Source organism: Xanthobacter sp. AM11, from assembly GCF_047444035.1.
Classification (GTDB): Bacteria; Pseudomonadota; Alphaproteobacteria; order Rhizobiales; family Xanthobacteraceae; genus Xanthobacter.
Genome location: NZ_JBLAOA010000001.1, coordinates 83,149 through 108,462, shown reverse-complemented (window position 1 = coordinate 108,462; position 25,314 = coordinate 83,149). Strand labels below are relative to the sequence as shown.

Annotated in this window: 23 protein-coding genes; 7 read left to right on the top strand and 16 right to left on the bottom strand. The window is 70.1% G+C overall.

Annotated features, from left to right (window positions below):
• Nucleotides 1-83: 83 nt before the first annotated feature.
• The 8 genes from ACI7BZ_RS00515 to ACI7BZ_RS00480 all read right to left on the bottom strand — a co-directional run bounded on the left by ACI7BZ_RS00515 (nucleotide 84) and on the right by ACI7BZ_RS00480 (nucleotide 8,868).
• The gene (locus tag ACI7BZ_RS00515) at nucleotides 84-1,856 is read right to left on the bottom strand and encodes a NirA family protein (protein ID WP_414115262.1); all 1,773 of its coding nucleotides are present in this window, start codon (nucleotides 1,854-1,856) and stop codon (nucleotides 84-86) included.
• Nucleotides 1,857-1,879: 23 nt separating this feature from the next.
• Complete coding sequence (locus ACI7BZ_RS00510) at nucleotides 1,880-3,094, bottom strand: NAD(P)/FAD-dependent oxidoreductase (RefSeq protein ID WP_414115261.1); 1,215 nt, start codon at nucleotides 3,092-3,094, stop codon at nucleotides 1,880-1,882.
• Between the two features lie 10 nt (nucleotides 3,095-3,104).
• Nucleotides 3,105-3,527: a globin family protein gene (locus tag ACI7BZ_RS00505; RefSeq protein WP_414115260.1), complete on the bottom strand. Its 423-nt coding sequence runs from the start codon at nucleotides 3,525-3,527 to the stop codon at nucleotides 3,105-3,107.
• A 67-nt stretch (nucleotides 3,528-3,594) separates the two neighbouring features.
• Nucleotides 3,595-4,389 (bottom strand): ABC transporter ATP-binding protein, encoded by a 795-nt coding sequence (locus tag ACI7BZ_RS00500; RefSeq protein WP_414115259.1) that lies wholly within the window; start codon nucleotides 4,387-4,389, stop codon nucleotides 3,595-3,597.
• Between the two features lie 32 nt (nucleotides 4,390-4,421).
• The gene (gene ntrB / locus ACI7BZ_RS00495; RefSeq protein ID WP_414115258.1) at nucleotides 4,422-5,315 is read right to left on the bottom strand and encodes a nitrate ABC transporter permease; all 894 of its coding nucleotides are present in this window, start codon (nucleotides 5,313-5,315) and stop codon (nucleotides 4,422-4,424) included.
• An 89-nt stretch (nucleotides 5,316-5,404) separates the two neighbouring features.
• Nucleotides 5,405-6,754 carry a CmpA/NrtA family ABC transporter substrate-binding protein gene (locus ACI7BZ_RS00490; protein ID WP_414119054.1) on the bottom strand — a complete coding sequence of 450 codons (1,350 nt, stop codon included), beginning with the start codon at nucleotides 6,752-6,754 and terminating at the stop codon, nucleotides 5,405-5,407.
• Nucleotides 6,755-7,135: 381 nt separating this feature from the next.
• Entirely contained in the window at nucleotides 7,136-8,281 is a 1,146-nt protein-coding gene (locus ACI7BZ_RS00485; RefSeq protein ID WP_414115257.1) for a CmpA/NrtA family ABC transporter substrate-binding protein, read from the bottom strand.
• The gene (locus tag ACI7BZ_RS00480) at nucleotides 8,278-8,868 is read right to left on the bottom strand and encodes an ANTAR domain-containing response regulator (RefSeq protein ID WP_414115256.1); all 591 of its coding nucleotides are present in this window, start codon (nucleotides 8,866-8,868) and stop codon (nucleotides 8,278-8,280) included. Before ACI7BZ_RS00480 ends, ACI7BZ_RS00485 begins: the two co-directional genes overlap by 4 nt.
• A gap of 258 nt (nucleotides 8,869-9,126) precedes the next feature.
• On the opposite strand from ACI7BZ_RS00480, the gene ACI7BZ_RS00475 reads away from it, so the two are divergent.
• Together ACI7BZ_RS00475 and ACI7BZ_RS00470 are read left to right on the top strand one after the other, a co-directional pair.
• Nucleotides 9,127-10,698 carry a hypothetical protein gene (locus tag ACI7BZ_RS00475; protein WP_414115255.1) on the top strand — a complete coding sequence of 524 codons (1,572 nt, stop codon included), beginning with the start codon at nucleotides 9,127-9,129 and terminating at the stop codon, nucleotides 10,696-10,698.
• A gap of 12 nt (nucleotides 10,699-10,710) precedes the next feature.
• Nucleotides 10,711-11,628, top strand: a complete 918-nt coding sequence (locus tag ACI7BZ_RS00470) for a hypothetical protein (protein ID WP_414115254.1) — start codon at nucleotides 10,711-10,713, stop codon at nucleotides 11,626-11,628.
• 168 nt (nucleotides 11,629-11,796) lie between these two features.
• On the opposite strand, the gene rplS is transcribed toward ACI7BZ_RS00470, so the two are convergent.
• The 4 genes from rplS to ACI7BZ_RS00450 form a co-directional block, all read right to left on the bottom strand.
• Nucleotides 11,797-12,216: a 50S ribosomal protein L19 gene (rplS, locus tag ACI7BZ_RS00465; RefSeq protein WP_414115253.1), complete on the bottom strand. Its 420-nt coding sequence runs from the start codon at nucleotides 12,214-12,216 to the stop codon at nucleotides 11,797-11,799.
• A gap of 120 nt (nucleotides 12,217-12,336) precedes the next feature.
• Nucleotides 12,337-13,062 carry a tRNA (guanosine(37)-N1)-methyltransferase TrmD gene (trmD, locus tag ACI7BZ_RS00460; RefSeq protein ID WP_414115252.1) on the bottom strand — a complete coding sequence of 242 codons (726 nt, stop codon included), beginning with the start codon at nucleotides 13,060-13,062 and terminating at the stop codon, nucleotides 12,337-12,339.
• 69 nt (nucleotides 13,063-13,131) lie between these two features.
• On the bottom strand, nucleotides 13,132-13,686 hold the full coding sequence (gene rimM / locus ACI7BZ_RS00455; RefSeq protein ID WP_414115251.1) for a ribosome maturation factor RimM: 555 nt from the start codon (nucleotides 13,684-13,686) through the stop codon (nucleotides 13,132-13,134).
• A gap of 105 nt (nucleotides 13,687-13,791) precedes the next feature.
• Nucleotides 13,792-14,496: a GntR family transcriptional regulator gene (locus tag ACI7BZ_RS00450; protein WP_414115250.1), complete on the bottom strand. Its 705-nt coding sequence runs from the start codon at nucleotides 14,494-14,496 to the stop codon at nucleotides 13,792-13,794.
• A 181-nt stretch (nucleotides 14,497-14,677) separates the two neighbouring features.
• Between ACI7BZ_RS00450 and ACI7BZ_RS00445 the strand changes: the two genes are divergently transcribed.
• From ACI7BZ_RS00445 to ACI7BZ_RS00425, 5 genes are all read left to right on the top strand, one after another.
• Nucleotides 14,678-15,286 carry a TRAP transporter small permease gene (locus ACI7BZ_RS00445; RefSeq protein ID WP_414119053.1) on the top strand — a complete coding sequence of 203 codons (609 nt, stop codon included), beginning with the start codon at nucleotides 14,678-14,680 and terminating at the stop codon, nucleotides 15,284-15,286.
• A complete protein-coding gene (locus ACI7BZ_RS00440) occupies nucleotides 15,286-16,551 on the top strand; it encodes a TRAP transporter large permease (RefSeq protein ID WP_414115249.1) in 1,266 nt (421 codons plus the stop codon). Before ACI7BZ_RS00445 ends, ACI7BZ_RS00440 begins: the two co-directional genes overlap by 1 nt.
• A gap of 27 nt (nucleotides 16,552-16,578) precedes the next feature.
• Entirely contained in the window at nucleotides 16,579-17,571 is a 993-nt protein-coding gene (locus ACI7BZ_RS00435; RefSeq protein ID WP_414115248.1) for a TRAP transporter substrate-binding protein, read from the top strand.
• Nucleotides 17,572-17,645: 74 nt separating this feature from the next.
• Nucleotides 17,646-18,575: a dihydrodipicolinate synthase family protein gene (locus ACI7BZ_RS00430; RefSeq protein WP_414115247.1), complete on the top strand. Its 930-nt coding sequence runs from the start codon at nucleotides 17,646-17,648 to the stop codon at nucleotides 18,573-18,575.
• Between the two features lie 91 nt (nucleotides 18,576-18,666).
• The gene (locus ACI7BZ_RS00425) at nucleotides 18,667-20,115 is read left to right on the top strand and encodes an FAD-binding oxidoreductase (protein ID WP_414115246.1); all 1,449 of its coding nucleotides are present in this window, start codon (nucleotides 18,667-18,669) and stop codon (nucleotides 20,113-20,115) included.
• A gap of 48 nt (nucleotides 20,116-20,163) precedes the next feature.
• On the opposite strand, the gene ACI7BZ_RS00420 is transcribed toward ACI7BZ_RS00425, so the two are convergent.
• From ACI7BZ_RS00420 to ACI7BZ_RS00405, 4 genes are all read right to left on the bottom strand, one after another.
• Nucleotides 20,164-21,375, bottom strand: coding sequence for an MFS transporter (locus tag ACI7BZ_RS00420; RefSeq protein WP_414115245.1), 1,212 nt, complete (start codon nucleotides 21,373-21,375; stop codon nucleotides 20,164-20,166).
• A gap of 259 nt (nucleotides 21,376-21,634) precedes the next feature.
• Nucleotides 21,635-23,689 (bottom strand): SpoIIE family protein phosphatase, encoded by a 2,055-nt coding sequence (locus tag ACI7BZ_RS00415; protein WP_414115244.1) that lies wholly within the window; start codon nucleotides 23,687-23,689, stop codon nucleotides 21,635-21,637.
• Nucleotides 23,689-24,522, bottom strand: a complete 834-nt coding sequence (locus ACI7BZ_RS00410; protein WP_414115243.1) for a hypothetical protein — start codon at nucleotides 24,520-24,522, stop codon at nucleotides 23,689-23,691. The genes ACI7BZ_RS00415 and ACI7BZ_RS00410 overlap by 1 nt, the downstream gene beginning before the upstream one ends.
• On the bottom strand, nucleotides 24,512-25,258 hold the full coding sequence (locus tag ACI7BZ_RS00405) for a hypothetical protein (protein ID WP_414115242.1): 747 nt from the start codon (nucleotides 25,256-25,258) through the stop codon (nucleotides 24,512-24,514). The genes ACI7BZ_RS00410 and ACI7BZ_RS00405 overlap by 11 nt, the downstream gene beginning before the upstream one ends.
• Nucleotides 25,259-25,314: the final 56 nt, after the last annotated feature.

Genomic DNA, 25,314 nt, shown 5'->3' with positions numbered 1-25,314 from the left:
GGGCCTCGCGACGGCGGCGCGGTCGGCGCCGGCTTGCGGGCGTGCGGCTGCGGCGGCCGGCGGCAGGGGGGACGGGCGTTCGCTCACGCCGCCGCCTCCTGTTCCGCCAGCGCCTTCAGGGCCTCGATATCGAGGCGGCGGGTGAACTGGGCGAACGCCTCGCCCTCCGCGCGGTGGGCGAGCCAGGATTTCAGCAGGCGCTCCACCACCAGGGGGGCGTCCTGCGCCTTCACGTCGCGATAGATTTCGCGGGCGATGGCGGCCTGGCTGCCGAAGCCGCCGCCGACGAAGAGGTGATAGCCGTCCACCGTGTCGCCGTCGTCATTGACCGGGACCCGCGCGCCGATGAGGCCGATGTCGCCGATATAGTGCTGGGCGCAGGAATTGTGGCAGCCGGTGACATGCACGTTCACCGGCCCGTCCAGCGCCAGGCGCGCCTCGCAATGGGCGAGGATGGCGCGGGCCGTGCCCTTGGTATCGGCGGCGGCGAAGCGGCAGCCCTTCGATCCGGTGCAGGCGACGATGCCCGCCTGCAGCGGCGTCGCCTCGGTGGAAAGGCCAAGGGCCGCGATGGCGGCGCAGGCCTCCTTCACATGGGCTGCGGCAATGCCGGAGATCAGCAGGTTCTGCCAGACGGTGAGGCGGATGTCGCCATCGCCGAGGCGGGCGGAAATGTCGGCAAGGCCGTGCATCTGCGCCGCCGTCATCCGTCCTGCGGGCAGGCCCACGCCAATATAGCTCAGCCCCGCCTGCCGCTGGGGGTGGACGCCCAGATGGGCGAGGCGGTCCGGCTCCGCGCGGGGCAGCACCGCCGCGGCCGGCACGCGGGCGAGGGGGCGGCCCAGCTTGTCCTCGACCCGCGCCAGGAAGCCGTCGAAGCCCATGGCGTCGAGCACGTATTTCAGGCGCGCCTTCCGGCGGTCGGTGCGGTCGCCGGTGTCGATGAACACGCGCACGATGGCGGCGGCCACCTCGGTCGCCTCGGCGGGGCGCACGACGACGCCGGTGTCGCGGGCGAAATCCTTGTGGCCGGTGATGCCGCCCAGGGCGAGGCGCAGCCACACGCCGCCGGGAATGCCGAAGCCGTCCTCAACCTCCACCGCCTGGAAGCCGATGTCGTTGGTATCCTCCAGCGCGCCGATGAGGCCGGCCCCGTCGAACGCCACGTTGAACTTGCGGGGCAGGCCGTACATGTCGCGGTTGTTGAGGATGTAGTGATGCCACTCGTGCGTCAGCGGGCGGGTGTCGATCAGCTCCTGCCGGTCGATGCCGGCGGTGGGGGTGCCGGTGACGTTGCGGATGTTGTCGGCGCCCGCGCCCCTGGCCGTGAGCCCGAGGTCCACCAGCCGCTCCAGCACGGCGATGCCGTCGGTGGCGGGAATCTCGCGGATCTGCAGGTTGGCGCGGGTGGTGATGTCGGCATAGCCGCCGCCATGGGTGGAGGCGATGTCGGCAACGCCGCGGAACTGCCAGTGGGTGAGGATGCCGCCGGCAATCCGCATGCGGCACATGTAGCTGTCCTGTGCCGGGGCGACATGGAACAGGCCGTGATATTTCCAGCGCAGGAGATCGGGCCCCTTGGGAAAGGTGCCCTCGCGCGCGGCGGCCCGCATGCGGTCGTAGCTGTCGAGCCCCAGCTCCTCGCGCTTGGCCTTCTCCTCGGGGGTGAGCTTCCGGCCTTCCGCCTCGAAGCGGGCCATGGCCTGGTGGCTTGCCGCGTCGGGGCCGGTGGTCGCGGCGGCGTCGCCTGGCGCGGCCGTGGACCGGGCGCCGCCACGGACCGCCTGCACCGCCTGCGCGCCGGAGACGAAGCCCTCCAGGTAGCGCTTCTGGTCGATGGTGAAGTCTCCGCCCATCTGGCTCTCCTCGCTTCTTTTTCTCAGGCCGCAGCGCCAAGTCCGTCCCGCCCGAAGGCAAGGTCGGCGCGCGGGGCGGTGATGGGGGTACGGCGGGTGATGAGGTCGAGATAGAACAATCCGTCGGCCGTATCGCCGAACAGCACGGCGCCCACGAGCCGGTCGTCCCTGAGGATGAGCCGGCGGTAGACGCCGAGGCCCCGGTCGGTGAGCAGGATGTCCTCGGTTCCCGGCCCGCCGGTCACGTCGCCGGCGGAGAAGACGTGGACGCCCGACACCTTGAGATTGGTGGCGATGACCGAGCCGGCGTAGCGCGCATCCTCCCCGGCGAGACGGCGGGCGAGCACCCGGGCCTGCTCATAGGCGGGGGCCACGAGGCCGTAGACCATGCCCTGGTGCTCGGCGCATTCGCCGATGGCGAAGATGTCCGGGTCGCTGGTGGCCAGGGTGTCGTCCACCACGGTGCCGCGCTTCACCTCCAGCCCCGCGGCGCGGGCGAGGTCCGCATTGGGGGTGACGCCGCAGGCCACCACCACCACGTCGGCGGGGACGAGGCGGCCGTCCTTGAGCCGGAGCCCGGTGACGTGCTGCTCGCCCTCGATGGCGGCGCTGGCGGCCTCCAGCAGCACCTCGACGCCGCGCGCTTCCACCGCCTGGCGCAGCAGCCCCGCGGCGGTGGCGTCGAGCTGGCGCTCCATGAGCCGGTCCATGAGATGGACGAGGCTGGTCTTCACCCCGGCGCCGGCGAGCCCCGCCGCCGCCTCCAGGCCGAGGAGCCCGCCGCCGATGACCACGGCGCGGGCGCCCGGCACGGCGGCGGCCTCAAGCAGGGCTTCCACATCCTTCAGGTCGCGGAAGGTGTGCACGCCGTCGAGCCCCATGCCCGGCAGGGGCAGGCGGATGGGGTGGGAGCCGGTGGCGAGCACGAGGCGGGCGTAGGGCAGGCGCCGGCCGTCGGCCAGCACCACTTCCCGTGCCGGCCGGTCGATGGCGGCGACGGGGGTGCCGTATTGCAGCGTCACGCCCCGGTCGCGCCACCAGGCGGCCGGCTTCATCTGCGCCGCCTCTGCCTGCATGTGGCCGGCGAGCACCTCGGAGAGCAGCACCCGATTATAGGCAAGGTGCGGCTCCGCCCCGATCACCGCCACGGCGAAGCGGCCGAGCGCGCGGGTGCTCAGCTCCTCGCACAGCTTGGCTGCGGCCATGCCGTTGCCGATGATGAGAAGGGGCTCGCTCACCGTATTCTCCTCACTGGGCGGCGACCGGCGCTTCCGCAGCGCTGATCATCACGGAGGAGAGCAGGGCGTAGGCATCGGTCCAGGCGGCCTTCACCTCGGGGGTGAAGGCGTCGCCGAGGCCCTGTTCCAGCGTCCACAGCAGGGCCGCGCCCACCGGGGCGTAGTGCTCGGCCTTGACGCCGTAGTCCACATGGCGGCGGGCCAGCGTTTCGGCGGCGGGGACGATGGCGGGCAGGTCGCGCAGGCCGGCCACCACCACGCCCAGCGTGGTCATCAGCTTCTTGCCCTGCGTGGTGATGTCGCCCTTGAACAGGGGCTTCACCTGCGGCGCGATCTCGAACAGGCGGCCGTAGAACAGCCCCGCCGCCTGGTCGGCGATGGGGACGACCTTGCGGAAGGAATCCTGGATCAAATCAATCTGGCTCGGAGTCATCTCGGTCTCCATGGCTGGCAAAGGAAAAGGAGCCGGGCGGGCAAAGCCGGCCCGGCCGGCAGGGCCTTCAGGCCGCCTCGACGAAGCGGTGGCGCTCGTGGAGGAACTTCAGCACCGCCTCGCGGGCCTTGAGGTAGGTGGCGTTGGTCACCAGATCGAGGCGCTTCCTGGGACGGGCGAGCTTGACCTCCAGCACCTCGCCGATGCGCGCGGACGGCCCGTTGGTCATCATCACGATGCGGTCGGAGAGCAGCACCGCCTCGTCCACGTCGTGGGTGATCATGAGGATGGTGTTGCCCAGCGTGGCGTGGATCTGCATCACGCTGTCCTGCAGGTGGGCGCGGGTGAGGGCGTCCAGGGCGCCGAACGGCTCGTCCAGCAGCAGCACCTTGGGTTCCATGGCCAGCGCCCGGGCGATGCCCACGCGCTGCTTCATGCCGCCGGAGATTTCCGCCGGGCGCTTGTCCTTGGCGTGGCCCATCTGCACCAGGTCGAGATTGTGCATGGTCCAGTCGTGCCGCTCGGCGCGCGAGCGGGTGCCGGAGAACACCTTGTCCACCGCCAGGCGCACATTGTCGTAGACGGTGAGCCAGGGCAGCAGCGAGTGGTTCTGGAACACCACGGCGCGGTCCGGGCCGGGGGCGTTCACCTCCCGCCCGTCGAGGATCACGCCGCCGGTGGTGGCGTTGGTGAGGCCGGCCACGATGTTGAGCAGGGTGGACTTGCCGCAGCCGGAATGGCCGATGATGGAGATGTATTCGCCCTTGGCGATGTCGAGGGAGACGTCGCGCAACACTTCCGTGGTGGCGGCGCCGCGGGTGAAGGTCTTTCCGATCTGGCTGAGCTCGAGATAGGCGGACATGGCAGGCTTCCTGTTCGGTTCTGGATCAGGCATCAGGACGCCTGGGTGCCGCGGGTGACGATGGAGCCGACGCCGGCCACGAGGCGGTCGAGCACGAAGCCGACGATGCCGATGTAGGCGAGGGCCACGATGATGTCCGGCAAGCGGGAGGAGTTCCATGCATCCCAGATGAAGAAGCCGATGCCGACGCCGCCCGTGAGCATCTCGGCCGCCACGATGGCCAGCCACGACAGGCCGATGCCGATGCGAAGCCCGGTGAAGATGTAGGGTGCCGCCGACGGCAGCATGATCTTCCAGAAGAATTCGATGGGGTTCAGCCGCAGCACCTGCGCCACGTTCCGGTAATCTTGCGGAATGTTGCGGATGCCGACCGCGGTGTTGATGATGATCGGCCAGATCGCGGTGATGAAGATGACGAAGATGGCCGAAGGGTTGGAATCGCGGAACGCCGCGAGGGCAATGGGCAGCCACGCCAGCGGGGGCACCGTGCGCAGCACCTGGAAGATGGGATCGAGCCCGCGCATCGCCCACACCGACTGGCCGACGATGGCGCCGAGCACAATGCCCACCACCGCAGCAAGGCCGAAGCCCACCGCCACCCGCTGGAGCGAGGTCAGCACGCGCAGGCCGAGGCCGATGTCCTGCGGGCCGGCGACGAAGAAGGGATCGAGGATGAGATCCTTCGAATCCGTCCAGATCCGGCTCGGCGGCGGCAGGGTGGCGCCGGGGCCGGAGCACAGGAGCTCCCACAGGAGGCCGAGCAGCAGCACCATCAGCATCGGGGGCACGATGTTGACGGCCAGGGACCGGGCATAGCCGGGCCAGCGGGAGGGGTGCGGCGCGGCCGCGGGCTTCATCTTGAGCACTTCTGCGGTTCCGGAGCGCCGGGTCCCGCTGGGCGGCTCTTTCAGGGCTGTGACGGACATGGTGCGGATGCTCCGGTTCGGATTTCAGAGGGCGTCTTGCGGGCAGGGGAGGCGTGCCCCCTCTCCCGGGAGAGGGGGCATCTGCCGGGTCAGGCGTCGGTGCGCTTGATGCCCAGGCTTTTCAGGTAGGCCTGAGGGTCCGTGGGATCGAAGACCTTGCCGTCGAAGAAGGTTTCCTTACCGCGCGAGGATGTGGCGGGAATATCCGATGCCGCGACGCCAAGCTCCTTTGCCGCCTCGCGCCAGATGTCTTCGCGGTTGACCTTGTTCACGAGGGCATTGATATCCGTCGAGGGATCGAACTTGCCCCAGCGGATGTCCTCAGTGACGAACCATGCGTCATGGCTCTTGAACGGGTAGGATGCATGGCCCTTCCAGAACTTCATGTACTGGTCGGTCCCCTTCTCTACCCGGCCGTTACCGTAATTGATGTCGCCCTTCAGGCGGCCGACGATGTCGGCGACCGGGACATTGAACCACTGGCGCTTGCCGACGATCTCGGCCAGCTCCTGCTTGTTCTCCATCTTGTCGCACCATTGCTGGGCTTCCATCACCGCCTTGAGGATGGCCCGCGTGGCATTGGGATTCTTCTCCACGAAGTCGGCGCGCATGCCGAGCGCCTTTTCCGGGTGGTTCCGCCAGATTTCGCCGGTGGTGCAGGCGGTGAAGCCGATGCCCTGGTTCACGAGCTGTTCGTTCCAGGGCTCGCCGACGCAGAAGGCGTCCATGTTGCCCACCTTCATGTTCGCCACCATCTGCGGCGGCGGCACGACGATGGTCGAGACGTCCTTGTCCGGGTCGATGCCGGCGGCGGCCAGCCAGTAGCGGATCCACAGGTCGTGGGTGCCGCCCGGGAAGGTCATGGCCACCTTTACTTCCTTGCCCTCGGCCTTCTTCTTGGCGAAAGCCGCCTTGAGCGATTTGGCGTCGGTGGTGACCTTGAGGTCCTTGTATTCGTTCGAGACCGAGATGGCCTGCGCGTCGAGATTGAGGCGCGCCAAAATGTACATGGGGGTCGGAACGTTGTTCTGCGTCACCTTGCCGGTCGAGATGAGATAGGGCATCGGGGTCAGGATATGCGCCCCGTCGATGCCGTTCTTGTCGCCGCCGAGCACAAGATTGTCGCGGGTGGCGCCCCAGGAGGCCTGCTTGGTCACTTCCACGTCGGGCACGCCATGCTTGGCGAAGTAGCCCTTCTCCTTGGCGATCACGAGCGGCGAGGCATCCATGAGGGCGATATAGCCAAGCACGGCCTTGGTGGTTTCCGGTGCGGCCGCATGAGCGGAAGGCACGCCGCCGGGGAACGCCATGCGCACGGCATCGAACAAGGCGGCGGTGCCCAGCGCTGCGGCGGAGCCCTTCAGCAGCGAACGGCGGGACACGGCGGGGGATGCCGCCTGCGGCGCGGCGGAAGAAGACTGTTCGGCCCTGGGGGGCATGGCGTCCTTGGGGGTCGTGGCGTCGCTCATTCTCATTCCCTCTGGATCGGCGAAGACAGGGGCGGAACCCGAAACGAAAAAAGCCGCAGGACAGCGCAACGGCCGGTCGGCCATCGGTGTCAGCGGCTTTGCTGCGGGTCCCGTCATTGGGACGAATTTTTGGAAGGCACGGTCGTCGTTGACTGCGCTTGATCCCTTGTCATGCAAGGTGCGGGCCAACCGGAGCGTGTCGCCTAAGGGTTTGAAATTGCTTTAAATGAAAGGTGGTGAAAATTCGGGCAGTCGCGTCGGCTGCTTTGTCGATGCGCACGGCGGGTATGCAGATGCACCAAAATTGTGCGCCGCGAGAAAGGTGGCGCCGCTGGTGGTGCGCTGCGCCGGTCAGCCTCTGGCGGGGGCCTCGCCCTTGAGGAAGGCGGCCGCGTCGAACACCTCGCCGAACTGGGTCGCCACGCAATCGGGCACGGGGTGCTTCACCGGAACCGGCCCCACCGCGGCGTCGAAGATGTCCGGGCGGTAGACCGACATGGCCTCGCGCGCGGCATCGAGGGCGAATTCGCCCTGCCCGGCGGCGACGATCTGGGCGTACATCCACAAGGCGTGGTCCCGCTCCGGCCGGTTGGCCCCGTCGCGGTTCAAGATGAGGTAATCGGGGTGCGAGCGCGGCGCGCCGCCGGGCGCCGAATGCAGCCGCCCGTCCAGGGTGCGCCGCAGCACGTCCGCCGGCAGGTTGAGGTGGCGCGGCTCGCCGAGCAGGCGGGCGAGGTCCTCGTGATTGGCTTCGTCCTCGCACCAGCGGGCCGCGGCGTGGAGCGCGCGCACCAGGCGGTGCAGAAGCTCCGGCTCGGCATTGGCGAAGCGGGCATGCACGCCCAGCACCTTCTCCGGCACCCAGCCGAAGATCTCGGCGCCGAGCACGGCGATGCGCCCCACGTCCGCATCCACCGCCACCGAATTCCACGGCGAGCCCACGGAAAAGCCGTGGATGAGCCCGCCGCGCAGGCTCTCCGCCATGAAGGGCGGCGGCACCACCACGAGCCGCACGTCCCGGTCGGGGTCCACGCCGCCGCCCTTGAGGAAGTGGCGGATGAGATAGGTGTGGGTGGAGAAGGAATAGACCGCCGCGAAGGTGAGCGGGTCGCGCCCCTCCGCCTTGCGCTGGCGCACCACCTTGCCCAGAGCCCGCGCCGCGCCGAGCGCGCTGGAGAGGTCTTCGCCCACCTCGCCCATGGCCGCATAGACGTGCTTGTCGATGGTGACGGCGCTGCCGTTGAGATTGAGCGCGAACGGCACCACCAGAGGCACCCGCACATGCCCCAGCCCCAGGGACGAGGCGATGGCCAGCGGGCCCAGCATGTGGGCGCCGTCCAGCAGGCCGACATTCACCTTGTCGCGGATGTTGGCCCAGGACACTTCCTTGTGCAGGTCGATCTCGATGCCTTCCGCCATGGCGAAGCCGCGCTCGGCGGCGGCGATCAGCACCGCGGCATCGGTGAGGGGGATGAAGCCGATGGCGAGGCGTCTCATCGCAGAAGCTCCGCGGCGGTGAGGATGGATTGGGCGATGTCCACGATGCGCTTCTTCTCGTTCATGGCGGTGCGGCGCAAGAGGCCGTAGGCGGCCTCCTCGTCGATGCCCTTCATCTTCATCAGGATCATCTTGGCGCGGTCGATGACCTTGCGCTCCTCCAGCTGGGTCTTGGCCTCCTCCAGTTCCGCCTTCAGGCGGGCGAAGGCGCGGAAGCGGGAGATGGTGGTGTCGAGGATGGGCTTCACCCGGTCCTTGCGCAGCCCGTCCACGATATAGGAGGCGACGCCCGCCTCGATGGCGTCCTCGATGGTCTTGGAATCGGTCTGGTCCACGAACATGGCCACCGGGCGCTTCACCTCCCGGCTCACCTGGAACATCTGCTCGATGGTGTCGCGGGAGGGGTCCTCCAGGTCGATGAGGATCACGTCCGGGTCGATGGCGTAGATGCGCTCCAGGAGATTGTTGCGCCCCTCGATGCGCAGCACGTTGGCGAAGCCGGCCTCGTGCAGGCCTTCCTCCAGGATGGCCGCGCGGACCGGGCTTTCATCCACGATCACGATCCGAAGCGAAAGGTCTTCCGCCATGCTGCCCCGTGGGCTGTCGCGCCCCTGCACACATGGCGGGGCCGATTCGATGGGATGCCGGTTGGCGTGCCCTGAAGGCGTGCCGGTTTGTCCTCCACCTCACCCGCGGCGCCGGTCGCGGTCAAGCCTTCATCGGTGCGAAGGGGGGCATCGCCGCCCCGGACGCGGGCGCAGGAGCCGCTTCCAACCGTCGGCATCTGCCCCTAGAAAGAGGCCGAACGCCGCGCAGGCCCGCCTTTCGGCGGGCGGAGGACAGACGTGACCGACGAGACCGGCCGCCGCAGCTTGAGCGCCATGGCATTGCGCGTCCTCGCCTTCCTGGTGGTCACCATGCTGGCCACGACGGTTTTCGTGGCCCAGCAGCGCGGCTCCGGTGCCTTCGTGGCGGAGCTGTCCGCCGCCGATGGGCAGGAGGCGCGCCATTTCGTCACCGGCCTCATGGCCGCCGCCTGGGCCAGGGCGGGCTTTCCGCCGCTGGCGGCCTTCGCCGCGGACACGGCGCTGCACCTGCCGGCGGTGGAGCCGGTGGCGCGCCTGTCGCTGCTCCATGGGCTCCAGGGCGCATGGGCGCTCCTGCTGGGGCCGGGCACGCCCGCCGCCCTGCTGCTGCCGGCCGTGCTGGCGGCGCTGCTGGCGGTAAGTGCAGGCTGGGCCGCGATGCGGGGCGCCGGCGTGCTGGCGGGGGTGGCCGCCGCCTTCGTGCTCAGCGCCTTGCCCATGTTGCGGCAGGCCACCATCGTCATCGGCCCGGACCTGCCCCTGGCCCTGTTCCTGCTGCTGGCGGCGCTGGCCTCTGCCCGCCATGCGCGGCGGGGGGCGGCCGGCGATGCCCTCGCCTTCCTGGCGGCGGGGGCTGCCGCCATCCTCACCGGGCCGGCCGGCCTGTGCGTCGTCCTGCTGCCGCCGGTGCTGGTGCTGCTGGCGGGCCGCTTCGCCGTGCTGCGGCGGTGGTCCTTCTGGCTGCCCCTGGCGGCCCTGGCGGGGCTCGCCGGCCTGCGCTGGGGCTTCGCCCTGCCGGCGTTCGACGCGGCGGACCCGCGCGGCCTCTGGCGCGGCCTCGATGCCGCCGTGGGCACCGTGCCGCTGGTGCTGGGCGCCTGCGGCTTCCTGTTCGCGGTGAAGGCCGGCTGGCGGCGGGAGGCGAGCGGCGAAGCCATGGCGGCCCTTGCCGCCCTCATCCTCGTCTATGCCTTTGAACTGGCCGCCGGTGCCGCATCCGGCCCCCTGGCCCTGGTGCCGCTGCTGGCGCCGGTGGTGATGCTGGCCGCCTATGGGGGCATGGGGCTGTTCGGCCTCCTGACCTCGGGGTGGAGCATTGTCGCCGGCCTCGTGGTGGCGCTGGTGCTGCTGCTGTCGGCCATGCCGGGGCTGATCGAGCCGGTGCGCAAGGGGGTGATCGGCATGGACGGCGCCGCCGAGGCGTTCCTGGCGCGCGATGCCGGCGCGCCGGCGGTGCTGTTCGTGGCCGCCGATCCGGCGGGGGCGGCGGCTCTTGTGGCGGCCGTGGCCCAGCGGGACGGCGCCCGCCGCGCCTTCGTGGTGCCCGCCGGGCGGCTGCCGGCGGAGGACCCTGCCGCGCTGCTCGCCGCCCTCGACGCCATGGGCGCCTCCGCCGTGCTGCTGGAGGCGACGCTGGCCGCCGCCGCGCTGGCGCCGAACCGGGTGGCGGCGCAGACGATTGCCGCCTATCCCGACCGCTTCCGCCTCCTTGGCCGCTTCCCGCGCGCCGACGGGACGGGGGAGGTGCGCCTTTTCGCCGTGACGGCGCGCGCTCCGGCACCGGCGGACCCCGCCGCCGCCCTGCGCCGCCTCGCGCCGCCGCCGTTCTGACCGCGGGGACCCATGCGCGCCCTTTCCGATTATTCCCTGAAGGATTGGCTGACGGCGGCGCCTTTGGCGCACCGCCTGCGGCGGGCGCGCAATTGCGCCGTGGACCGCCTTTATGCCCGCCGCCGCGCCGAGGGGCAGGCGAAGCTGGTGGCCCGGCTCAAGGACGAGCCGGCGCCGGTGCTCGCCTTCACCGTCGCCTTCAACAGCGCCGAGGCCATCGCCCTCCTGTCCGATGCCATGGCCCGCTTCGTGCCCGATGCGGCGCTGGTGGTGTGCGACAATTCCTCCGACGCCGCGGCCCGGCCGCTGATCGCCGCCCTGTGCGCCGCACGCGGGCACGCTTATGTGTCGCTGCCGCCCTCGCCCTACCGGGGGGCGCGCAACGGCTCGCGCTCCCACGCGGTGGCCCTCAACTGGGTCCATGCCAATCTGATCCGGCCCGCGGCGCCGCGCCTCTTCGCCCTGCTGGACCACGATCTCGTTCCGCTGGAGCCGTGCGATCTCGCCGCCCGGGTGCGGGGCCAGCCCTGCTACGGAATGGTGCGGCGGGGGGAGGGGCGCGGCGAGGCGGGGCGGGCGTGGTACCTGTGGCCGGGCTACAGCGTGTTCGATTTTTCTGCAGTGTCGGGCCTGCCCCTGGATTTCGGCACCGACACGCCGCTCACGCTGGACACCGGCGGGCAGAACTGGCGCGTGCTCTACCGCAATCTCGACCTCTCGGCGCTGCGGCAGGCGACCAGCCGCCGGGTGCGCCTCACCGATCCGCAGACCGGCGAGGCGGAGCCGTTCCTGCTCACCGACGGCTGGCTGCATGTGGGCGGCGCCGGCCATCGCGGCGGCGGCGCGGGCGCGCTGCGACGGGTGCGCGCCGCCTATGACGCGGACCCCGCGGGGCTCATCGCCACCCTGAGGGCGGGTCCGAGCACGTAATAAATTGGGTGGGGCCGGGTCTGCCGCATCCGGCGACCCGCGACGGCCAGCCAAAAGCGCCAGCCAAAAGCGCCAACCAAGAAAAAACGCCGCCGGCAGGGCCGACGGCGTCTGTCTTTCCGGGCCGGAGCCGGCTGCGCGGTCAGGCCGCGCAGCTCGGCGCGCGCCTCACTCGGCCGCGGCGGGAGCGGGCGTGCCCTTGCCCTTCTTGATCTTGCCGTCGGCGGTGCGGTCCTGGCGCTCGGCGATGCGGGCTGACTTGCCGCGGCGGTCGCGCAGGTAATACAGCTTGGCGCGACGCACCTTGCCGCGGCGGACCACCTTGATGGAATCGATGAGCGGCGAATAGACCGGGAACACGCGCTCCACGCCTTCGCCATAGGAAATCTTGCGGACGGTGAAGCTCTCGTTGAGCCCGCCGCCGGACCGGGCGATCACGACGCCCTCATAAGCCTGTACGCGGGTGCGGTCGCCTTCGACCACCTTCACGTTCACGATCACGGTATCGCCAGCCTGGAAGTCAGGGATGGCACGCTTTTCGGCGAGCCTGGCCGCCTGCTCGGCTTCGAGCGTCTGGATGATGTTCATTGTCGCCAACCTTTAGCGGTCACCGGATCGCACGATGTCCCATCGCGCAACGCCCCGGCGCCACATCTGTCGTTGTAAGTTGAGGGGACGCGCGCTCCATACATGAGAATATGGAGCGTGTCATTCCCTTTCCTTCATGCTCCCGTCACAGGCCGGCGCGGGACTTGCGGCCATCAGGTCCGGCCGGCGGGCGCGGGTGGCGGCCTCGGCCTCGGCATGGCGCCAGCGGGCGATACGGGCATGGTCGCCGCTGGTGAGTACGTCGGGGATGGGGGCGCCCTCGAACAACTGGGGGCGGGTATATTGCGGATATTCCAGCAGGCCGTGGGAAAAGCTCTCCTCGGTGCCGCTCTCCGCCTTGCCCATGACGCCGGGAATGAGGCGCACGCAGGCATCCAGCAGCAGCAGCGCCGCCGCCTCGCCGCCCGAGAGCACCACATCGCCGACGCAGACCTCCTCCAGGCCGCGCGCCGCGACGATGCGCTCGTCCACCCCTTCGAAGCGCCCGCACAGGATGACGGCGCCGGGGCCGGCGGCCAGGGCGCGCACCCGCGCCTGGGTCAGCGGGCGGCCGCGCGGCGTCATCAGCAGGCGCGGGCGCGGATCGCCGGCGGGGGAGGCGGCGTCGATGGCGCGGGCCAGCACGTCGGCGCGCATCACCATGCCGGGCCCGCCGCCGGCCGGGGTGTCGTCCACCGAGCGATGCCGGTCCAGGGCAAAATCACGGATCTGCAGGGCGTCCAGCGCCCAGAGCCCCTTGTCCAGCGCCTTGCCGGAGAGGGCATGGCCGAGGGGGCCGGGAAACATCTCCGGGTAGAGGGTGAGGACGGTGGCGCGGAACGTCATGGCAGGGTGATGGGGGAGGGCAGGGGGCAAAGTCAAATGCCGCCGGCCGGGCCGCGGCCGTTCAGGCCGTCAGCCGCCGGTGTCCTCGCCGGCTTCCGGCTCGGCCGCCTTGCGCTCCACGAAGGCCTCGGCCACCACCACGCGGCCGGCCTTCACGTCCACCACGGGCACGGCGTCGCGGGTGAAGGGCACCATCAGCGTCTTGCCCTTCAGGCCGGGCAGGGCGGCGGCATATTCCAGCACGTCGCCGGCGCCGAAATCGTGCAGGGCGGTCACCGTGCCGATGACGAGGCCCGCCTCGTCCTCCACCGCAAGGCCGAGAAGGTCGGCATGGTAGAAGGTGTCCTCGTCCTCCGGCGCCGGCAGCGCCGCGCGGGGGACGAACAGGTCCACATTGGTGAGGGCCTCGGCGCCGGTGCGGTCGGCGACGCCCTCGATGCGGGCGACGAAATGATCCTTGGCCGCCCTGAGGCTGGTGATGCGGAAGGTGCGGCGGCCCGCGGCGTCGGTGAGGGGGGCATAGTCCAGCACCGCCTCGGGGTCGGCGGTGAAGACGAACAGGCGCACCTCGCCCCTCACACCATGGGGGGCGCCGATGCGGGCGACGAGAATGCGTTCGGCCATCGGGTCTCCGCGGCGCGCCCGCCTCGCCTCGGGCGATCCGTGTCCGGGGGCAAGGTGCAGCGCGCGTGATCGGTCCGCCCGCGGTGCGCGCGGACCGGGCGTGCTCTAGCCCAGGTTCGGCCCCGTTGCCAAGGCTTCGCCGCCGGCGCGCCCGACGCGATGCTCGATCACCCGGATGAGATCGGCATGCACGGTGCCGATATGGGCATCGAGGAAGCGGCAGGCCGCCTCCACCTTTCCGGCGCGGCACAAAGCGATCAGCTCCGCATGTTCGGTCTCCGCCCGGCCCATGGCCTCGGTGGTGGAGAGCTGGAGGCGGGTGTAGCGATCGGAGGTCTGCAGCAGGGTGGCGACGATCTGCCGGGTGCGGGGCAGGCAGGTGCGCTCATAAAGCGCCATGTGGAAATCGGCGTTGAGGATGCCCCACTGGCTCACGTCGTGGGCGCCGGTGGCGGCGGTGAAGCGGGCGTGGATGGCGTCGAGCCGGGCGAAGTCCGCCGCCTCGAACAGGGGCGCGGCGCGGGCGAGCAGGCGCGGCTCCATGATGCGCCGCAGCTCGAACACGTCGTTGATCTCGTCCACCGACAGGTCGGAGACGATGGCCCCCTTCTGCGGCACCATCCGCACCAGCCCTTCCGCCTCCAGCTGGAACAGCGCCTCGCGCACGGGGATGCGGCTGACCCCGTAGGAATCGGCGAGGGCATCCTGGCGCAGCTGGGTGCCGGCGGGGTGGGTGCCGTCGAGGATGGCCTGGCGCAGCTGGTCGAGGATGGCCGCCGACAGGGTGCGATGCTTGAGGCCGGGTTTCATGGCGGCGGGCTTCATTCGGCGAGTTTCATGGCACGGGGTTTCGCAATCTGACGGGCTACAGGAAAAATCGCCAAGCGGGTATTGACGCGTAGAATGTATAAAATCTACGATGAGATGGAAAGCACGAATTCGAGACCCACAAGGGTCCGCCTTCCAGAGCAAAAACATGAACGACGCGAACATGATACGCGCGGCGGACGGAGGCCCTTACGGCTTTCTCCTCGTCCTCTCGTCCTGGCTGCTCATTGTCGAGCGGGCGGCGGTGGTGGGCCTCATGGGCCTCATCACCGGCCTGATCCTGCTCAATGTGGGCACCCGCTATGCGGGCGTGCCTCTCTACTGGATCGACGAATCGGCCATCTATGCGGTGGTGTGGCTCGCCTTCATCGGCGCCTCGGCCATGACGCGCCTGCGGCTGGACTTCTGCGTGGGCCTTCTCACCGAGCGCCTGCCCCCCGCCGGGGTGAAGGTGGCGCGGGCCATCGCCACCCTGCTCACGGTGCTGTTCGGCCTCGCCCTCGCCTACATGTGCTGGATCTGGATGGACCCGGTGGGCATCGCCGCCGCCGGCTTCGATGCCAGGGAATTCGCCGGGCAGAGCTTCAACTTCCTCTACACCGAATACACCCAGACCCTGAACTGGCCCACCTGGGCGGTGAGCCTCATCATGCCGCTGTTCGCGGTCTCCCTCACCCTCCACGGCCTTGCCAATCTGGTGGAGGACCTGGAGCTGGCCCCGCGCGTGGTGCACCGCGGCTTCCCCATGGCCCATGCGGAGGCGGCGAGCTGATGATCACCACGGCCGCCTTCCTCATCACCATGCTGGTGGGCGTGCCCATCAGCCTGTGCATCGCTCTGTCCAGCGTCGCCTTCATCCTCGCCAGCGGCAATCCCCTGTTGCTGCAGACCTTTCCGACCCAGCTGTTCGGCGGGGTGGACAGCTATGGCCTCATCGCCATCCCGCTGTTCGTGCTCATCGGCGAGATCATGAACGGCGGCGGCATCACCCGCCGGCTCATCGACATGGCCATGGCGGTGGTGGGGCGCATGAAGGGCGGGCTCGCCTATGTGAACCTCATCGCCAACATGCTGGTGTCGTCCATCCTCGGCTCGGCCACGGCGCAGGTGGCCATCATGGCGCAGATCCTGGTGCCGGAGATGGAGAAGAAGGGCTACGACAAGACCTTCGCGGCCGGCCTCACGGCCTATGCGGGCATGCTCGGGCCCATCATCCCGCCGTCCATCATGTTCGTGGTCTATTCGGTGCTGGTGCAGGTGTCGGTGAGCGACATGCTGATCGCCGGCATCATTCCCGGCGTGCTGCTGACGGGGCTGTTCTGCCTTTGCGTCTATCTCATGGGCTTCTTCTACGATTACCCCCGCGGGGAGGCCATGAGCTGGCGCCAGCGCGCCAATACCTTCATCGGCGCCATCCCCACCCTGCTGATCCCGGTGGTGATCGTCGGCTCCATCCTCACCGGGCTTGCCAATGCCACCGAGGCGGCGGCGGTGGGCGCCCTCGCCGCCCTCTTCATCGGCCGCTACTGGACCCGGGAGCTGCGCTTCTCGCAACTGCCGCAGATGCTGCTGAAGGCCGGGCTCTATTCCTCCGTCATCCTGTTCCTGGTGGCGGTGGCGGCGGTGTTCTCGTGGGTGCTGGTCTACGGGAAGGTGCCGCAGGCGGTGGCCGCATGGGTGCAGACGGTGGCTGCCGACCCCGTGACCTTCATGCTGCTGGTGAACGTCATCCTGCTCGTCATCGGCACCGTGATCGACGGCGCCCCGGGGCTGATCATGACGGTGCCCATCCTGCTGCCGGTGGCGACCCTCGTCTACCACATCGACCCCATCCATTTCGGCGTCGTGGTGGTGATCAACCTGGTGCTCGGCTTCCTCTCCCCGCCGGTGGGCCTGTGCTTCTTCGTGGCCTCCGCGGTCACCGGGGCGAAGGTGGGGCGCATGTTCGTGGTCACGCTGCCCTTCTTCGTCGCCGCCTGCGCCCTGCTGGTGCTGCTGTCGCTGGTGCCGCAGCTCTCCACCATCCTCGTCAGATAACCAAAGCCAACCTTCCGGAGCCCTGACATGTCCCTCAATCGTCGTCATTTCCTGCTCAGCGCCGCGGCCGGCGCCGCCCTTCCCCTCGCCGCGCCCGCGGTGGTGCGCGCGCAGGAGGCGAAGGAATTCCGCCTCGGCATCATCACCCCCGTGGGCCATCCCTGGAACGTGGCGGCCGAGAAGGTGGGCGCCATGCTGAAGGAGGAGACCAAGGGCCGCCTCTCCATCGCCGTCTTCCCCTCGGGCCAGCTGGGCAACGAGGCGGCCATGCTGCAGCAGATGCAGACCGGCGCGCTGGACATGGGGTGGATCATGACCGCCGAGCTGGGCTCGCGCGTTCCCGCCATCGCCGCCATCAACGCGCCGTGGGTGGTGGATTCCACCGCCAAGGCCGGCAAGCTGGTGGGCACCGCTCCCGCCACCAGCCTGCTGGAGGTGCTGCCGAAGGAAACCGGCACCGTGGGCCTCGGCTGGGGCATCACCACCATGCGCGTCGTGTTCTCCGCGAAGCCCATCTCGGGCATCAAGGATCTCAACGGCATGAAGCTGCGCATCAACACCACGCCGGCCTACCGCGACTTCTACCAGCTGCTCGGCGCCGCCCCCACCCCCATTCCCACCCCGCAGGTGTTCGACGCCATGTCCAACGGCCAGGTGGACGGGCTGGAGGCGGACCTCGACTTCTCCTGGAACCAGCGCTTCGACAAGGTGTCGAAGACCATGCTGAAGATGGACGCCATCTTCATGCCGGTCGTCGCCCTGGTCTCCGGCCGGGTGTGGCAGACCCTCTCGCCCGGCGACAAGGCCCTCGTCACCCGCTTCACCCGCATCGCCCTCGATGCCCAGGTGCAGGAGACGGTGGTGAACGAGCCGGTGCTGCTGGAAAAATTCAAGGCCGCCATTCCGATCAAGGTGGCCGAGGTGGCCGACCGCGAGAAGATCATCGCCGAATACGACAAGATCTGGCTGCCCAAGGCCCCCATCCTTGCCGAGCTGCGCAAGGTGGGCGCCACCCTGTGACCTGAACCCCGACCGACCCGACGCGCGGGCGGGGCCGCAGGTCCCGTCCGCTCCACCTGGAAAGGATGTGAGAGATGAAGCCGGCAATTACGTGGGAAGGCGTCTTCCCGGCCGTGACGACGCAGTTCCGCGACGATTACTCCCTCGATGTGGAGGCCACCGCCAAGGTGATGGAGGGGCTTGTCCGCGACGGCGTGTCCGGCCTCATCGTGTGCGGCACGGTGGGCGAGAACACCTCGCTGACCACCGCCGAGAAGGTGCAGGTGATGGAGGCCGGCAAGTCGGCCGCCGCCGGCAAGGTGCCCGTCATCTGCGGCATCGCCGAATTCACCACCCAGTTCGCCATCAATACGGCAAAGGAAGCGGCCCGGGTGGGCGTGGACGGCGTGATGCTGATGCCGGCGCTGGTCTATTCCTCCAAGCCCCACGAGACGGCGGCGCATTTCCGCGCGGTGTCCAAGGCCACCGACCTGCCGGTGATGGTCTACAACAACCCGCCCATCTACAAGAACGACGTGACGCCCGACGTCATCGCCACCCTCACCGATTGCGAGACCATCGTCTGCTTCAAGGAAAGCTCGGGCGACACGCGCCGGTTCATCGACCTGCGCAACAAGGTGGGCGACCGCTTCGTCATGTTCGCGGGGCTCGACGACGTGGTGCTGGAGAGCATCGCGGTGGGCGCGCAGGGCTGGGTGTCGGGCATGTCCAATGCCTTCCCGCGGGAGGGGGAGACCCTGTTCCGCCTCGCCCGCGCCGGCCGCTACGCCGAGGCGATGACGCTCTACGAGTGGTTCATGCCGCTGCTGCACCTCGATGCCCGGCCCGATCTCGTGCAGTGCATCAAGCTGTGCGAGGAGATCATGGGCCGCGGCTCGTCCCTCACCCGGCCGCCGCGCCTGCCGCTGCCCGAGCGCGAGGCGGCCGAGGTGCGCGAGGTGATGGCGGTGTCGCTCAAGTCCCGTCCCGACCTGCCCGACGTGGGGCTCAAGGCGGCCGCCTGAGCCTCCTGTCCGGCCGCGGGCAGCGCGCCCTCCTGCGGGGGAGGCGGTGCGGTGCTTGCGGCCGGGGCTGGGGTTGGGGCACCTTGGCGCCATGTCGAGCACCTCGCCCCAGCCTCTCCTCCTCGATGCCACCCGCCTTGCCGGGCTGCTGGAGGATATCGCCGCGCGCATCGGCGCCCGCCATGTGATCACGGATGCCGCCGACCTCGCGCCGCGCCTTGTCGAAGGCCGGGGCCTGTTCCATGGCGCCACCCCGGCCATGGTGGAGCCGGCCGACACCGCGCAGGTGGCCCATGTCGTCGCCGCCTGTGCCGCCGCCGGCGTGCCCGTGGTGCCGCAGGGCGGCAATACCGGCCTCGTGGGCGGGCAGGTGCCGTTCGGCGGCCTGCTGCTCTCGCTGCGGCGGATGAATGCGATCCGCGATCTCGACCCCACCGACCTCACCGTGGTCGCCGAGGCGGGCTGCACCCTGCACCAGGTGCAGCAGGCGGCGGCGGCGGCGGGCTGCCTGTTTCCTTTGTCCATCGGCTCGCAGGGCACCTGCCAGATCGGCGGCAACCTCTCCACCAATGCCGGGGGCACGGCGGTTCTGCGCTATGGCAACATGCGCGAGCTGACCTTCGGCCTGGAGGTGGTGCTGCCCGACGGGCGCATCTGGAACGGCCTCTCGCGCCTGAGGAAGGACAATACCGGCTACGACCTGAAGAACCTCTTCATCGGCGCGGAAGGCACGCTCGGCATCATCACCGCGGCGGTGCTGCGGCTCTATCCGGCGCCCCGCGCAAGCGCCACCGCGCTCACCGGCCTGCCCGGGCCGCAGGCGGCGCTGGCCCTGTTCCGCCGGCTGCGCGACGTGGCGGGCGATGCCCTGACCGGCTTCGAGATCCTGCCCCGCTTCGGCATGGAAACGGTGCTGAAGCACATGCCCGGCACCACCCGCGCCCTGTCCGGCGACCATGCCTGGTATGCCCTCGCCGAACTCACCTCCACCCGCCGCGACGACGACCTCTCGGCGCTGGCGCTGGAGGTGTTCGCCGAGGCGTTCGAGGCCGGCGAGATCGAGGATGCGGTGATCGCCGCCAGCGCGGCTCAGGCCGAGGCCCTGTGGAAGCTGCGTGAGAGCCTTTCCGACGCCCAGAAGTTCGAGGGCGGGTCCATCAAGCACGACGTGTCGGTGCCGGTGTCCCGCGTGCCCGACTTCATCGCGCAGGCCTCCCGCCTGTGCGAAGCGCACATGCCAGGGGTGCGGGTGTGCGCCTTCGGCCACATGGGCGACGGCAACATCCATTTCAACCTCAGCCAGCCCGTGGGCATGGACAAGCAGGCCTTCCTAGGCTGCTGGGCGGCGTTCAACCGCTTGGTCCACGACCTCGTGGCCGGCCTTGGCGGCTCCATCTCCGCCGAGCACGGCATCGGCCTCCTGAAGAAGGAGGAGCTGGCGCGCTACAAGGACAAGGTGGCCCTGGAGCTGATGGCGGCGGTGAAGGCGGCCATTGACCCCGCCGGCCTGGTCAATCCCGGCAAGGTGCTGCTGAGCTGAGGGGACGGCGCTATCTGCTCCAAAGGCCCCGGGCGCGGGCTCCGGCCGTCACCCCGCCGGGCGGCGGCGCACGGCGAAGGCGGTGGCCACAGCAAGGCCCAGCGGCACCGCCGCGCCCACGAACACCAGCCGCGGCAGGTGGTGGTCCAGCAGCAGGCCGAACAGCAGCGGGCCCAGGAGCGAGCCAATATCGTAGCCCGAATAGACCACGCCGAACACCTTGCCGGTGGCGCCCGCCGGCGCGGCGGCGCGCACCAGCAGGTCGCGCGAGGGGGTGGTGATGCCCATGGATGCGCCGGTCAGCGCCACCAAGGCGACCGTCACCTGCGGCGGCACCACCAGCATGGCGGCCAGAAGGCCGAGGGCGCAGGCCACGGCCAGCCCGCCCATGGCCACCAGATGGTGGCGGGCGGTGCGGTCGGCCACGTAGCCGCCCAGGGCCACGCCGGCCGAATTTCCCACCTGGTACAGGGCCACGGCCAGCGTCGCCAGCGCCACGGAAGCGGCAAAGCCCTCCTGCAGGGCCACGATGGCGAAGCTCTGGATGCCGGACAGGGAGATGGAGGTGAGCACGAAATACAGGAAGGCCATGAGCACCACCGGCATGGCCAGCACCGCGAGGAAGCCCGGCGCCGGCGCCGCGGGGCCGCCATGGGGCGCGGCGGGCGCGACCTTCAGCGCCCCGCGCCATGCGACCAGGCCGAAGCCGATGGCCACCACGGCGAGGCCCATGGCCAGCAGGGCGGCGCGCCAGCCATAGGCGAGGCCGATGGCGCCGGAGACGATGGGCGAAAGGGCAAAGCCCATGCTGCCGGCGATCACATGGGCGGCGAACGCGCGGCCGAGCCGCGCCGGCGCGATGCGGTGGCTGAGGATGGACAGGTCCGCCGGGTGGTAGACCGAATTCCCCAGCCCGGCGAGGGCGGCAAGGGGAAGCAGCAGCGCATAATGGGGCGCCAGCCCCATGGCCGCGGTGGCGGCGCCCTGCAGCAGCAGGCCGCACAACAGCAGGCGATGCGCGCCGAAGCGGTCCACCAGGATGCCCGAAATCACCTGCCCCACCCCCGAGCACAGATAAAAGGTGGAGAGCACCAGGCCGAGGGCGAAGAAGCTGACGTTGAGGTCCTCGCGCATGAAGAGGAACAGCGGGGCCAGCGCGAGCTGCAGCAGGTGGCTGCAGAAATGCGCCACGCCCACCGCCCCCAGGGTGGAGGCTTCCTGGCGGGGCCAGCCGGTGTGCGCGAACTCGGTGGAAACCATGGCCGTCTTCCCCGCGGGCGATGCTCCGGGCTCCTGCCCGGATCTGATGGACCCCCGGGCCGGCGGGGCTGAGCGGGCCGGGTCCGGCCGAACCATCCTCCGGCTCCGAGGGTCCATTTTTATTCAATGGATTAGAGAGATTTACCGCTCATAGGGAGCCGGGCCGCGGCACCCTATGAGCGGACAACGCGTGCTCTATCCTTAAGTGAGAGGGCGATTCACCGATCAAATCGAGTCCATTTGATCGGTGAATCGCCCGCTAGCGGGTGCGGCGGGGGCCGTGGCCGCCGAAATAGCGCAGGGTCAGGCAGGTGATGTCGTCGGCCTGCGGCGCGCCCCGCTCGAAGACGTGCACCGAGGCGAGCACCCGCTCGGACAGCTCCGGCACCGACCATTCCTCCGCGCCCGAGCGCAGCAGCGCTTCCAGGCGCTCTTCCCCGTAGGGCTGCTCGTCCACGTCGAAGGCCTCGTTGACGCCGTCCGTATAGAGAAAGAGGGTGTCGCCGGGGGCGAGATAGAGTTCGTGCTCCTGGTAGACGAAGCCTTCCAGCACCGCCACCGCCATGCCCCCGGTGCTGGGCACGGTGGTGACCTCGCCGCTGCGGGAGATGCGGTAGGGCAGGTTGTGGCCGGCATTCACATAAGTGACGCGCCCGGAGGACAGGTCGATAACGCCGTAGAGCACGGTGACGAACAGCATCTGCTCGTTCTCCACCGCCAGCAGGTCGTTGAGGCGGCGGATGCAGCCGGCCGGGGAGCGCTCGAACAAGGCGGTGGAGCGCAGCAGCGTGCGCGAGATGGCCATGAACAGGGCCGCCGGCACGCCCTTGCCCGAAACGTCCGCCACCACGAAGCCGAGGGTGGTGTCGTCCACCATGAAGTAGTCGTAGAAGTCGCCGCCCACCTCGCGCGCCGGCGTCATCTGGCCGTGCACGGCGACGCGGGCGTCCGGCGGGAATTCCTTGGGCAGGATGGCGAGCTGCACCTGGCGGGCGATCTCCAGCTCCTGCTGCAGGCCGGCGAGCTTGGTCTTGGTGATGAGGGCCTCGCGCAGCTCCACCACCATGGATGACAGGCGCGTGTGCTGCTCCACGATGCGGCGCGAGAGGTCGTGCAGCACGCGGGCCACGCGCTTGAGGTCGTCGTCCTGCTCGGCGCCCTCGCCGCTGCGGGCCAAAAGCGCCAGCACCTCCTCGCGGTCGGTGGGGTCGATGGCGTCGGCCAGCGCCTGCAGCTCGGCGGAGATGAGCACCTCCTGGCGCCGGCGCACGCGCTCGCGCTGGCGGCGGCTTTCGGCGAGGGCCTGCACGTTGCCGCGCAGGGCCACGACGGCGGTGGCGATGCGGCCGATCTCGTCGTTGCCCGCGTGCTCCACCGTCACGGAGGTGTCGCCGCGGGAGAGGGCCTGCAGCACGTCGATGGCCGATTCCAGCGGGCGGAAGCTGTACCACAGGAACATGTTGAGCCCGATGACGCCGAACAGCACCAGGGTGATGGCGGCGGCGGCGGCGGACTGGCGGATGACGGCGGTGGCCTGCACGGTCTCGGTGGTGTCCGCGAAGGTCACCAGGGCGCCGATGGCGCTGCCGCTGATGTCGGCCACCGGAATGCTGGTGATGTTGTAGTTGCGCCCGTCCAGAACTATGCGCTCGGCCTTCGGCCGGCGCGGGGTGATGGCGAGCTTCGCCCGCTCCCATAGGCGGAAGTCGGTGCTGGCCACCACCCGCCCGCGCAGGGTCACCAGGGTGGTGGTGGCGGACAGCCCGCGGGCGAAGCGCTCCATGCCGAGGGCGGCGTCGCGCCCCAGCACCAGCACCACCTGGCCGCGCCCCGGCAGGTCCACGGTGCGGGTGGTGAGGACGATGACCTGGGTGGCGCTCACCTGCCTGAGGCCGGAGAGGATCTCCCCCTTCAGGGCCCGGTCGAGGCTGCCGGCGTCGAGGATGTTGCGGTTGGTGGCGGGACCGACCGAGAACACGGTCTCGCGGTCGGCGCCCACCACCTCGAAATAGGTGGCGTCGTCGGTGGTGTTCACCCCCACTTCCTGCAGCGCGGCGGCGACGCCGGGGCGATCGGAGAAGCCGAGGGCGATGCGGAAGCTGGCCGAGCCGTCCACCCGCTCCAGGATGCGGGCGAGGTTGGCGGTCTGGAAGGCGACGATCTCGCGCCAGAGCACGGTCTGCCCGTCGATGGCCAGGGCGCCCTCGCGGGCTTCGGCCACCCGGTCGCGCAGCACGGTGGCGCCCCAGATGCCGAGCATCAGGATGGCGAAGCCGGTGGCGACGATGAGCGTGATGCGGGTGCGCAGCAGCATCAGAGCCCTCGTCCCTTGTCTGCCGGCGTATGGGGCGCCAGCACCTCGCGCCGCACCCGCTCCACGTCGGGCCGCAGCCCGCCGTCGAAATCAACCGCCAGCAATTCCTCGGCATAGGCTTCGAACACGGCGCGCCGCTCGGCCACGCGGCGGTTGCCGTGGTGCAGCTCGCGGAAGGCGCGGCCCACCGCGCCATGCTGGCTCATGCCCCGCGGGCTGCGATGGAGGGCGCCGGCGTCGCCGAAGTCGCCGCGCACCGCCTTCGTCATCTCCCCCGCCAGCCGCTCGCGGGCGTGCTCCAGGGGGGTGCCCACGAACAGGCCGGCGGCCAGCGCCGCGAGCGCCGCGCAGATGACGACGATGACCGCGGCCTTCACGCCGATGTCGGCGAAGGAGGTGGCGAGGGCGGCGGGGTTGGTGGTGACTTCCACCGAGGCCACCGTGTTGGCGTCCACCATCACCGGCGCGCTCACCGAATCGGTGCCGGGCTGCTCGCCGATGGCGCTGCGGATCTCGCGGCCGTCGGCTCCGCGCAGCACGATCTGGGTGAGGCCGGGGGTGCGGGCGAGGGTTTCCGAAAGGTGGGCTTCCACCCCCGGCAGCAGCTTCAGCGGGATGCCGAAGCGCGCCGCCTTCTCGAACTGCTGGGCCAGGGTGCGCGCGACCGAGGTGCCGATGACGAGGGCATCGCGGCGGGCGCTCTCCTCCACCCGGGCCTGGTAGCCGTTCACCAGCAGCGCGGCGGCGGCGCCGCCCAGCAGCAGGGTGAGAAGGAGGGCGAACAGGCCGGTGAGCATGCGCCCGCGTCCGGCTTCGGGAAGCTCATGCCGCATCGTCGAGCGCTCCGATCTGGCCGAGGCCGCGGTCCACCTGCGCTTCGGCGTGGCGCCAGCTCTGCACGGTGGCGTCGGCCAGCTGGCACAGGCCGGCATCGTCGCCCGACGTCACCCCGTCGCTGCGCAGGATGCGGGCCACGCGGTCGAACGGCCGGGTGAACACCTGCGCGAACACGGCCGCCGCCACCGCCGCGGCCAGCGCCGCGGCCAGCGCCAGCACCGCGGTACGCGCGGCGAGGTCGAGGCCGAGCCGCTCGGCCCGGGCGGTGCGGGCCTCGTCGGAGACGGTGACCGAGATGCCGCCGGCCACGCCCAGATCGTTCTCGAACCGTGTGCCGAACACGGTGTCGCCCCGTTCCACCGAGTTCCACACGTCGTCATTGATGAGGCGGCGCACCCAGTCCGTGTTGACCTCCTCGCCGATCAGGCTGCGGTCGGTGGAGTGGATGGCCCGCCCGGCGGAATTGAAGATGTCGATGGCGAGGATGGAGGGGTCGTTCGCCTTCTCGCGCTCGATTCGCGGCTGGAGCAGGGAAATCTGGTCCAGCAGCAGGCCGATGGAAAGGTTGGCTTCGGTGGACGCCTTCAGCGTGCCGAGCAGGTTGGCGACGCGCGCCCGCTCGATCTCCGCGCCCACCCGGTCGCTGGCGCCGAACGCGACGACGGCAATGGCGATCACGGCAGCGATAACGGAGGCGGCGACCACCAGGATGAGCCGGCTTACGAAAGTCATGCGCAGAGCTTCACGGGAACGACCGGCGGGACGTTAACCGCGCGCTCCGCACCAAA

Bases quoted from the DNA above. Each gene is read 5' to 3' on its own strand.
- ACI7BZ_RS00515 (WP_414115262.1), bottom strand. From the start codon at position 1,856: ATGGGCGGAGACTTCACCATCGACCAGAAGCGCTACCTGGAGGGCTTC.
- ACI7BZ_RS00505 (WP_414115260.1), bottom strand. From the start codon at position 3,527: ATGACTCCGAGCCAGATTGATTTGATCCAGGATTCCTTCCGCAAGGTC.
- ACI7BZ_RS00500 (WP_414115259.1), bottom strand. From the start codon at position 4,389: ATGTCCGCCTATCTCGAGCTCAGCCAGATCGGAAAGACCTTCACCCGC.
- ntrB (WP_414115258.1), bottom strand. From the start codon at position 5,315: ATGTCCGTCACAGCCCTGAAAGAGCCGCCCAGCGGGACCCGGCGCTCC.
- ACI7BZ_RS00490 (WP_414119054.1), bottom strand. From the start codon at position 6,754: ATGCCCCCCAGGGCCGAACAGTCTTCTTCCGCCGCGCCGCAGGCGGCA.
- ACI7BZ_RS00485 (WP_414115257.1), bottom strand. From the start codon at position 8,281: ATGAGACGCCTCGCCATCGGCTTCATCCCCCTCACCGATGCCGCGGTG.
- ACI7BZ_RS00480 (WP_414115256.1), bottom strand. From the start codon at position 8,868: ATGGCGGAAGACCTTTCGCTTCGGATCGTGATCGTGGATGAAAGCCCG.
- ACI7BZ_RS00470 (WP_414115254.1), top strand. From the start codon at position 10,711: ATGCGCGCCCTTTCCGATTATTCCCTGAAGGATTGGCTGACGGCGGCG.
- rplS (WP_414115253.1), bottom strand. From the start codon at position 12,216: ATGAACATCATCCAGACGCTCGAAGCCGAGCAGGCGGCCAGGCTCGCC.
- trmD (WP_414115252.1), bottom strand. From the start codon at position 13,062: ATGACGTTCCGCGCCACCGTCCTCACCCTCTACCCGGAGATGTTTCCC.
- rimM (WP_414115251.1), bottom strand. From the start codon at position 13,686: ATGGCCGAACGCATTCTCGTCGCCCGCATCGGCGCCCCCCATGGTGTG.
- ACI7BZ_RS00450 (WP_414115250.1), bottom strand. From the start codon at position 14,496: ATGAAACCCGGCCTCAAGCATCGCACCCTGTCGGCGGCCATCCTCGAC.
- ACI7BZ_RS00445 (WP_414119053.1), top strand. From the start codon at position 14,678: ATGATACGCGCGGCGGACGGAGGCCCTTACGGCTTTCTCCTCGTCCTC.
- ACI7BZ_RS00440 (WP_414115249.1), top strand. From the start codon at position 15,286: ATGATCACCACGGCCGCCTTCCTCATCACCATGCTGGTGGGCGTGCCC.
- ACI7BZ_RS00435 (WP_414115248.1), top strand. From the start codon at position 16,579: ATGTCCCTCAATCGTCGTCATTTCCTGCTCAGCGCCGCGGCCGGCGCC.
- ACI7BZ_RS00430 (WP_414115247.1), top strand. From the start codon at position 17,646: ATGAAGCCGGCAATTACGTGGGAAGGCGTCTTCCCGGCCGTGACGACG.
- ACI7BZ_RS00425 (WP_414115246.1), top strand. From the start codon at position 18,667: ATGTCGAGCACCTCGCCCCAGCCTCTCCTCCTCGATGCCACCCGCCTT.
- ACI7BZ_RS00420 (WP_414115245.1), bottom strand. From the start codon at position 21,375: ATGGTTTCCACCGAGTTCGCGCACACCGGCTGGCCCCGCCAGGAAGCC.
- ACI7BZ_RS00415 (WP_414115244.1), bottom strand. From the start codon at position 23,689: ATGCTGCTGCGCACCCGCATCACGCTCATCGTCGCCACCGGCTTCGCC.
- ACI7BZ_RS00410 (WP_414115243.1), bottom strand. From the start codon at position 24,522: ATGCGGCATGAGCTTCCCGAAGCCGGACGCGGGCGCATGCTCACCGGC.
- ACI7BZ_RS00405 (WP_414115242.1), bottom strand. From the start codon at position 25,258: ATGACTTTCGTAAGCCGGCTCATCCTGGTGGTCGCCGCCTCCGTTATC.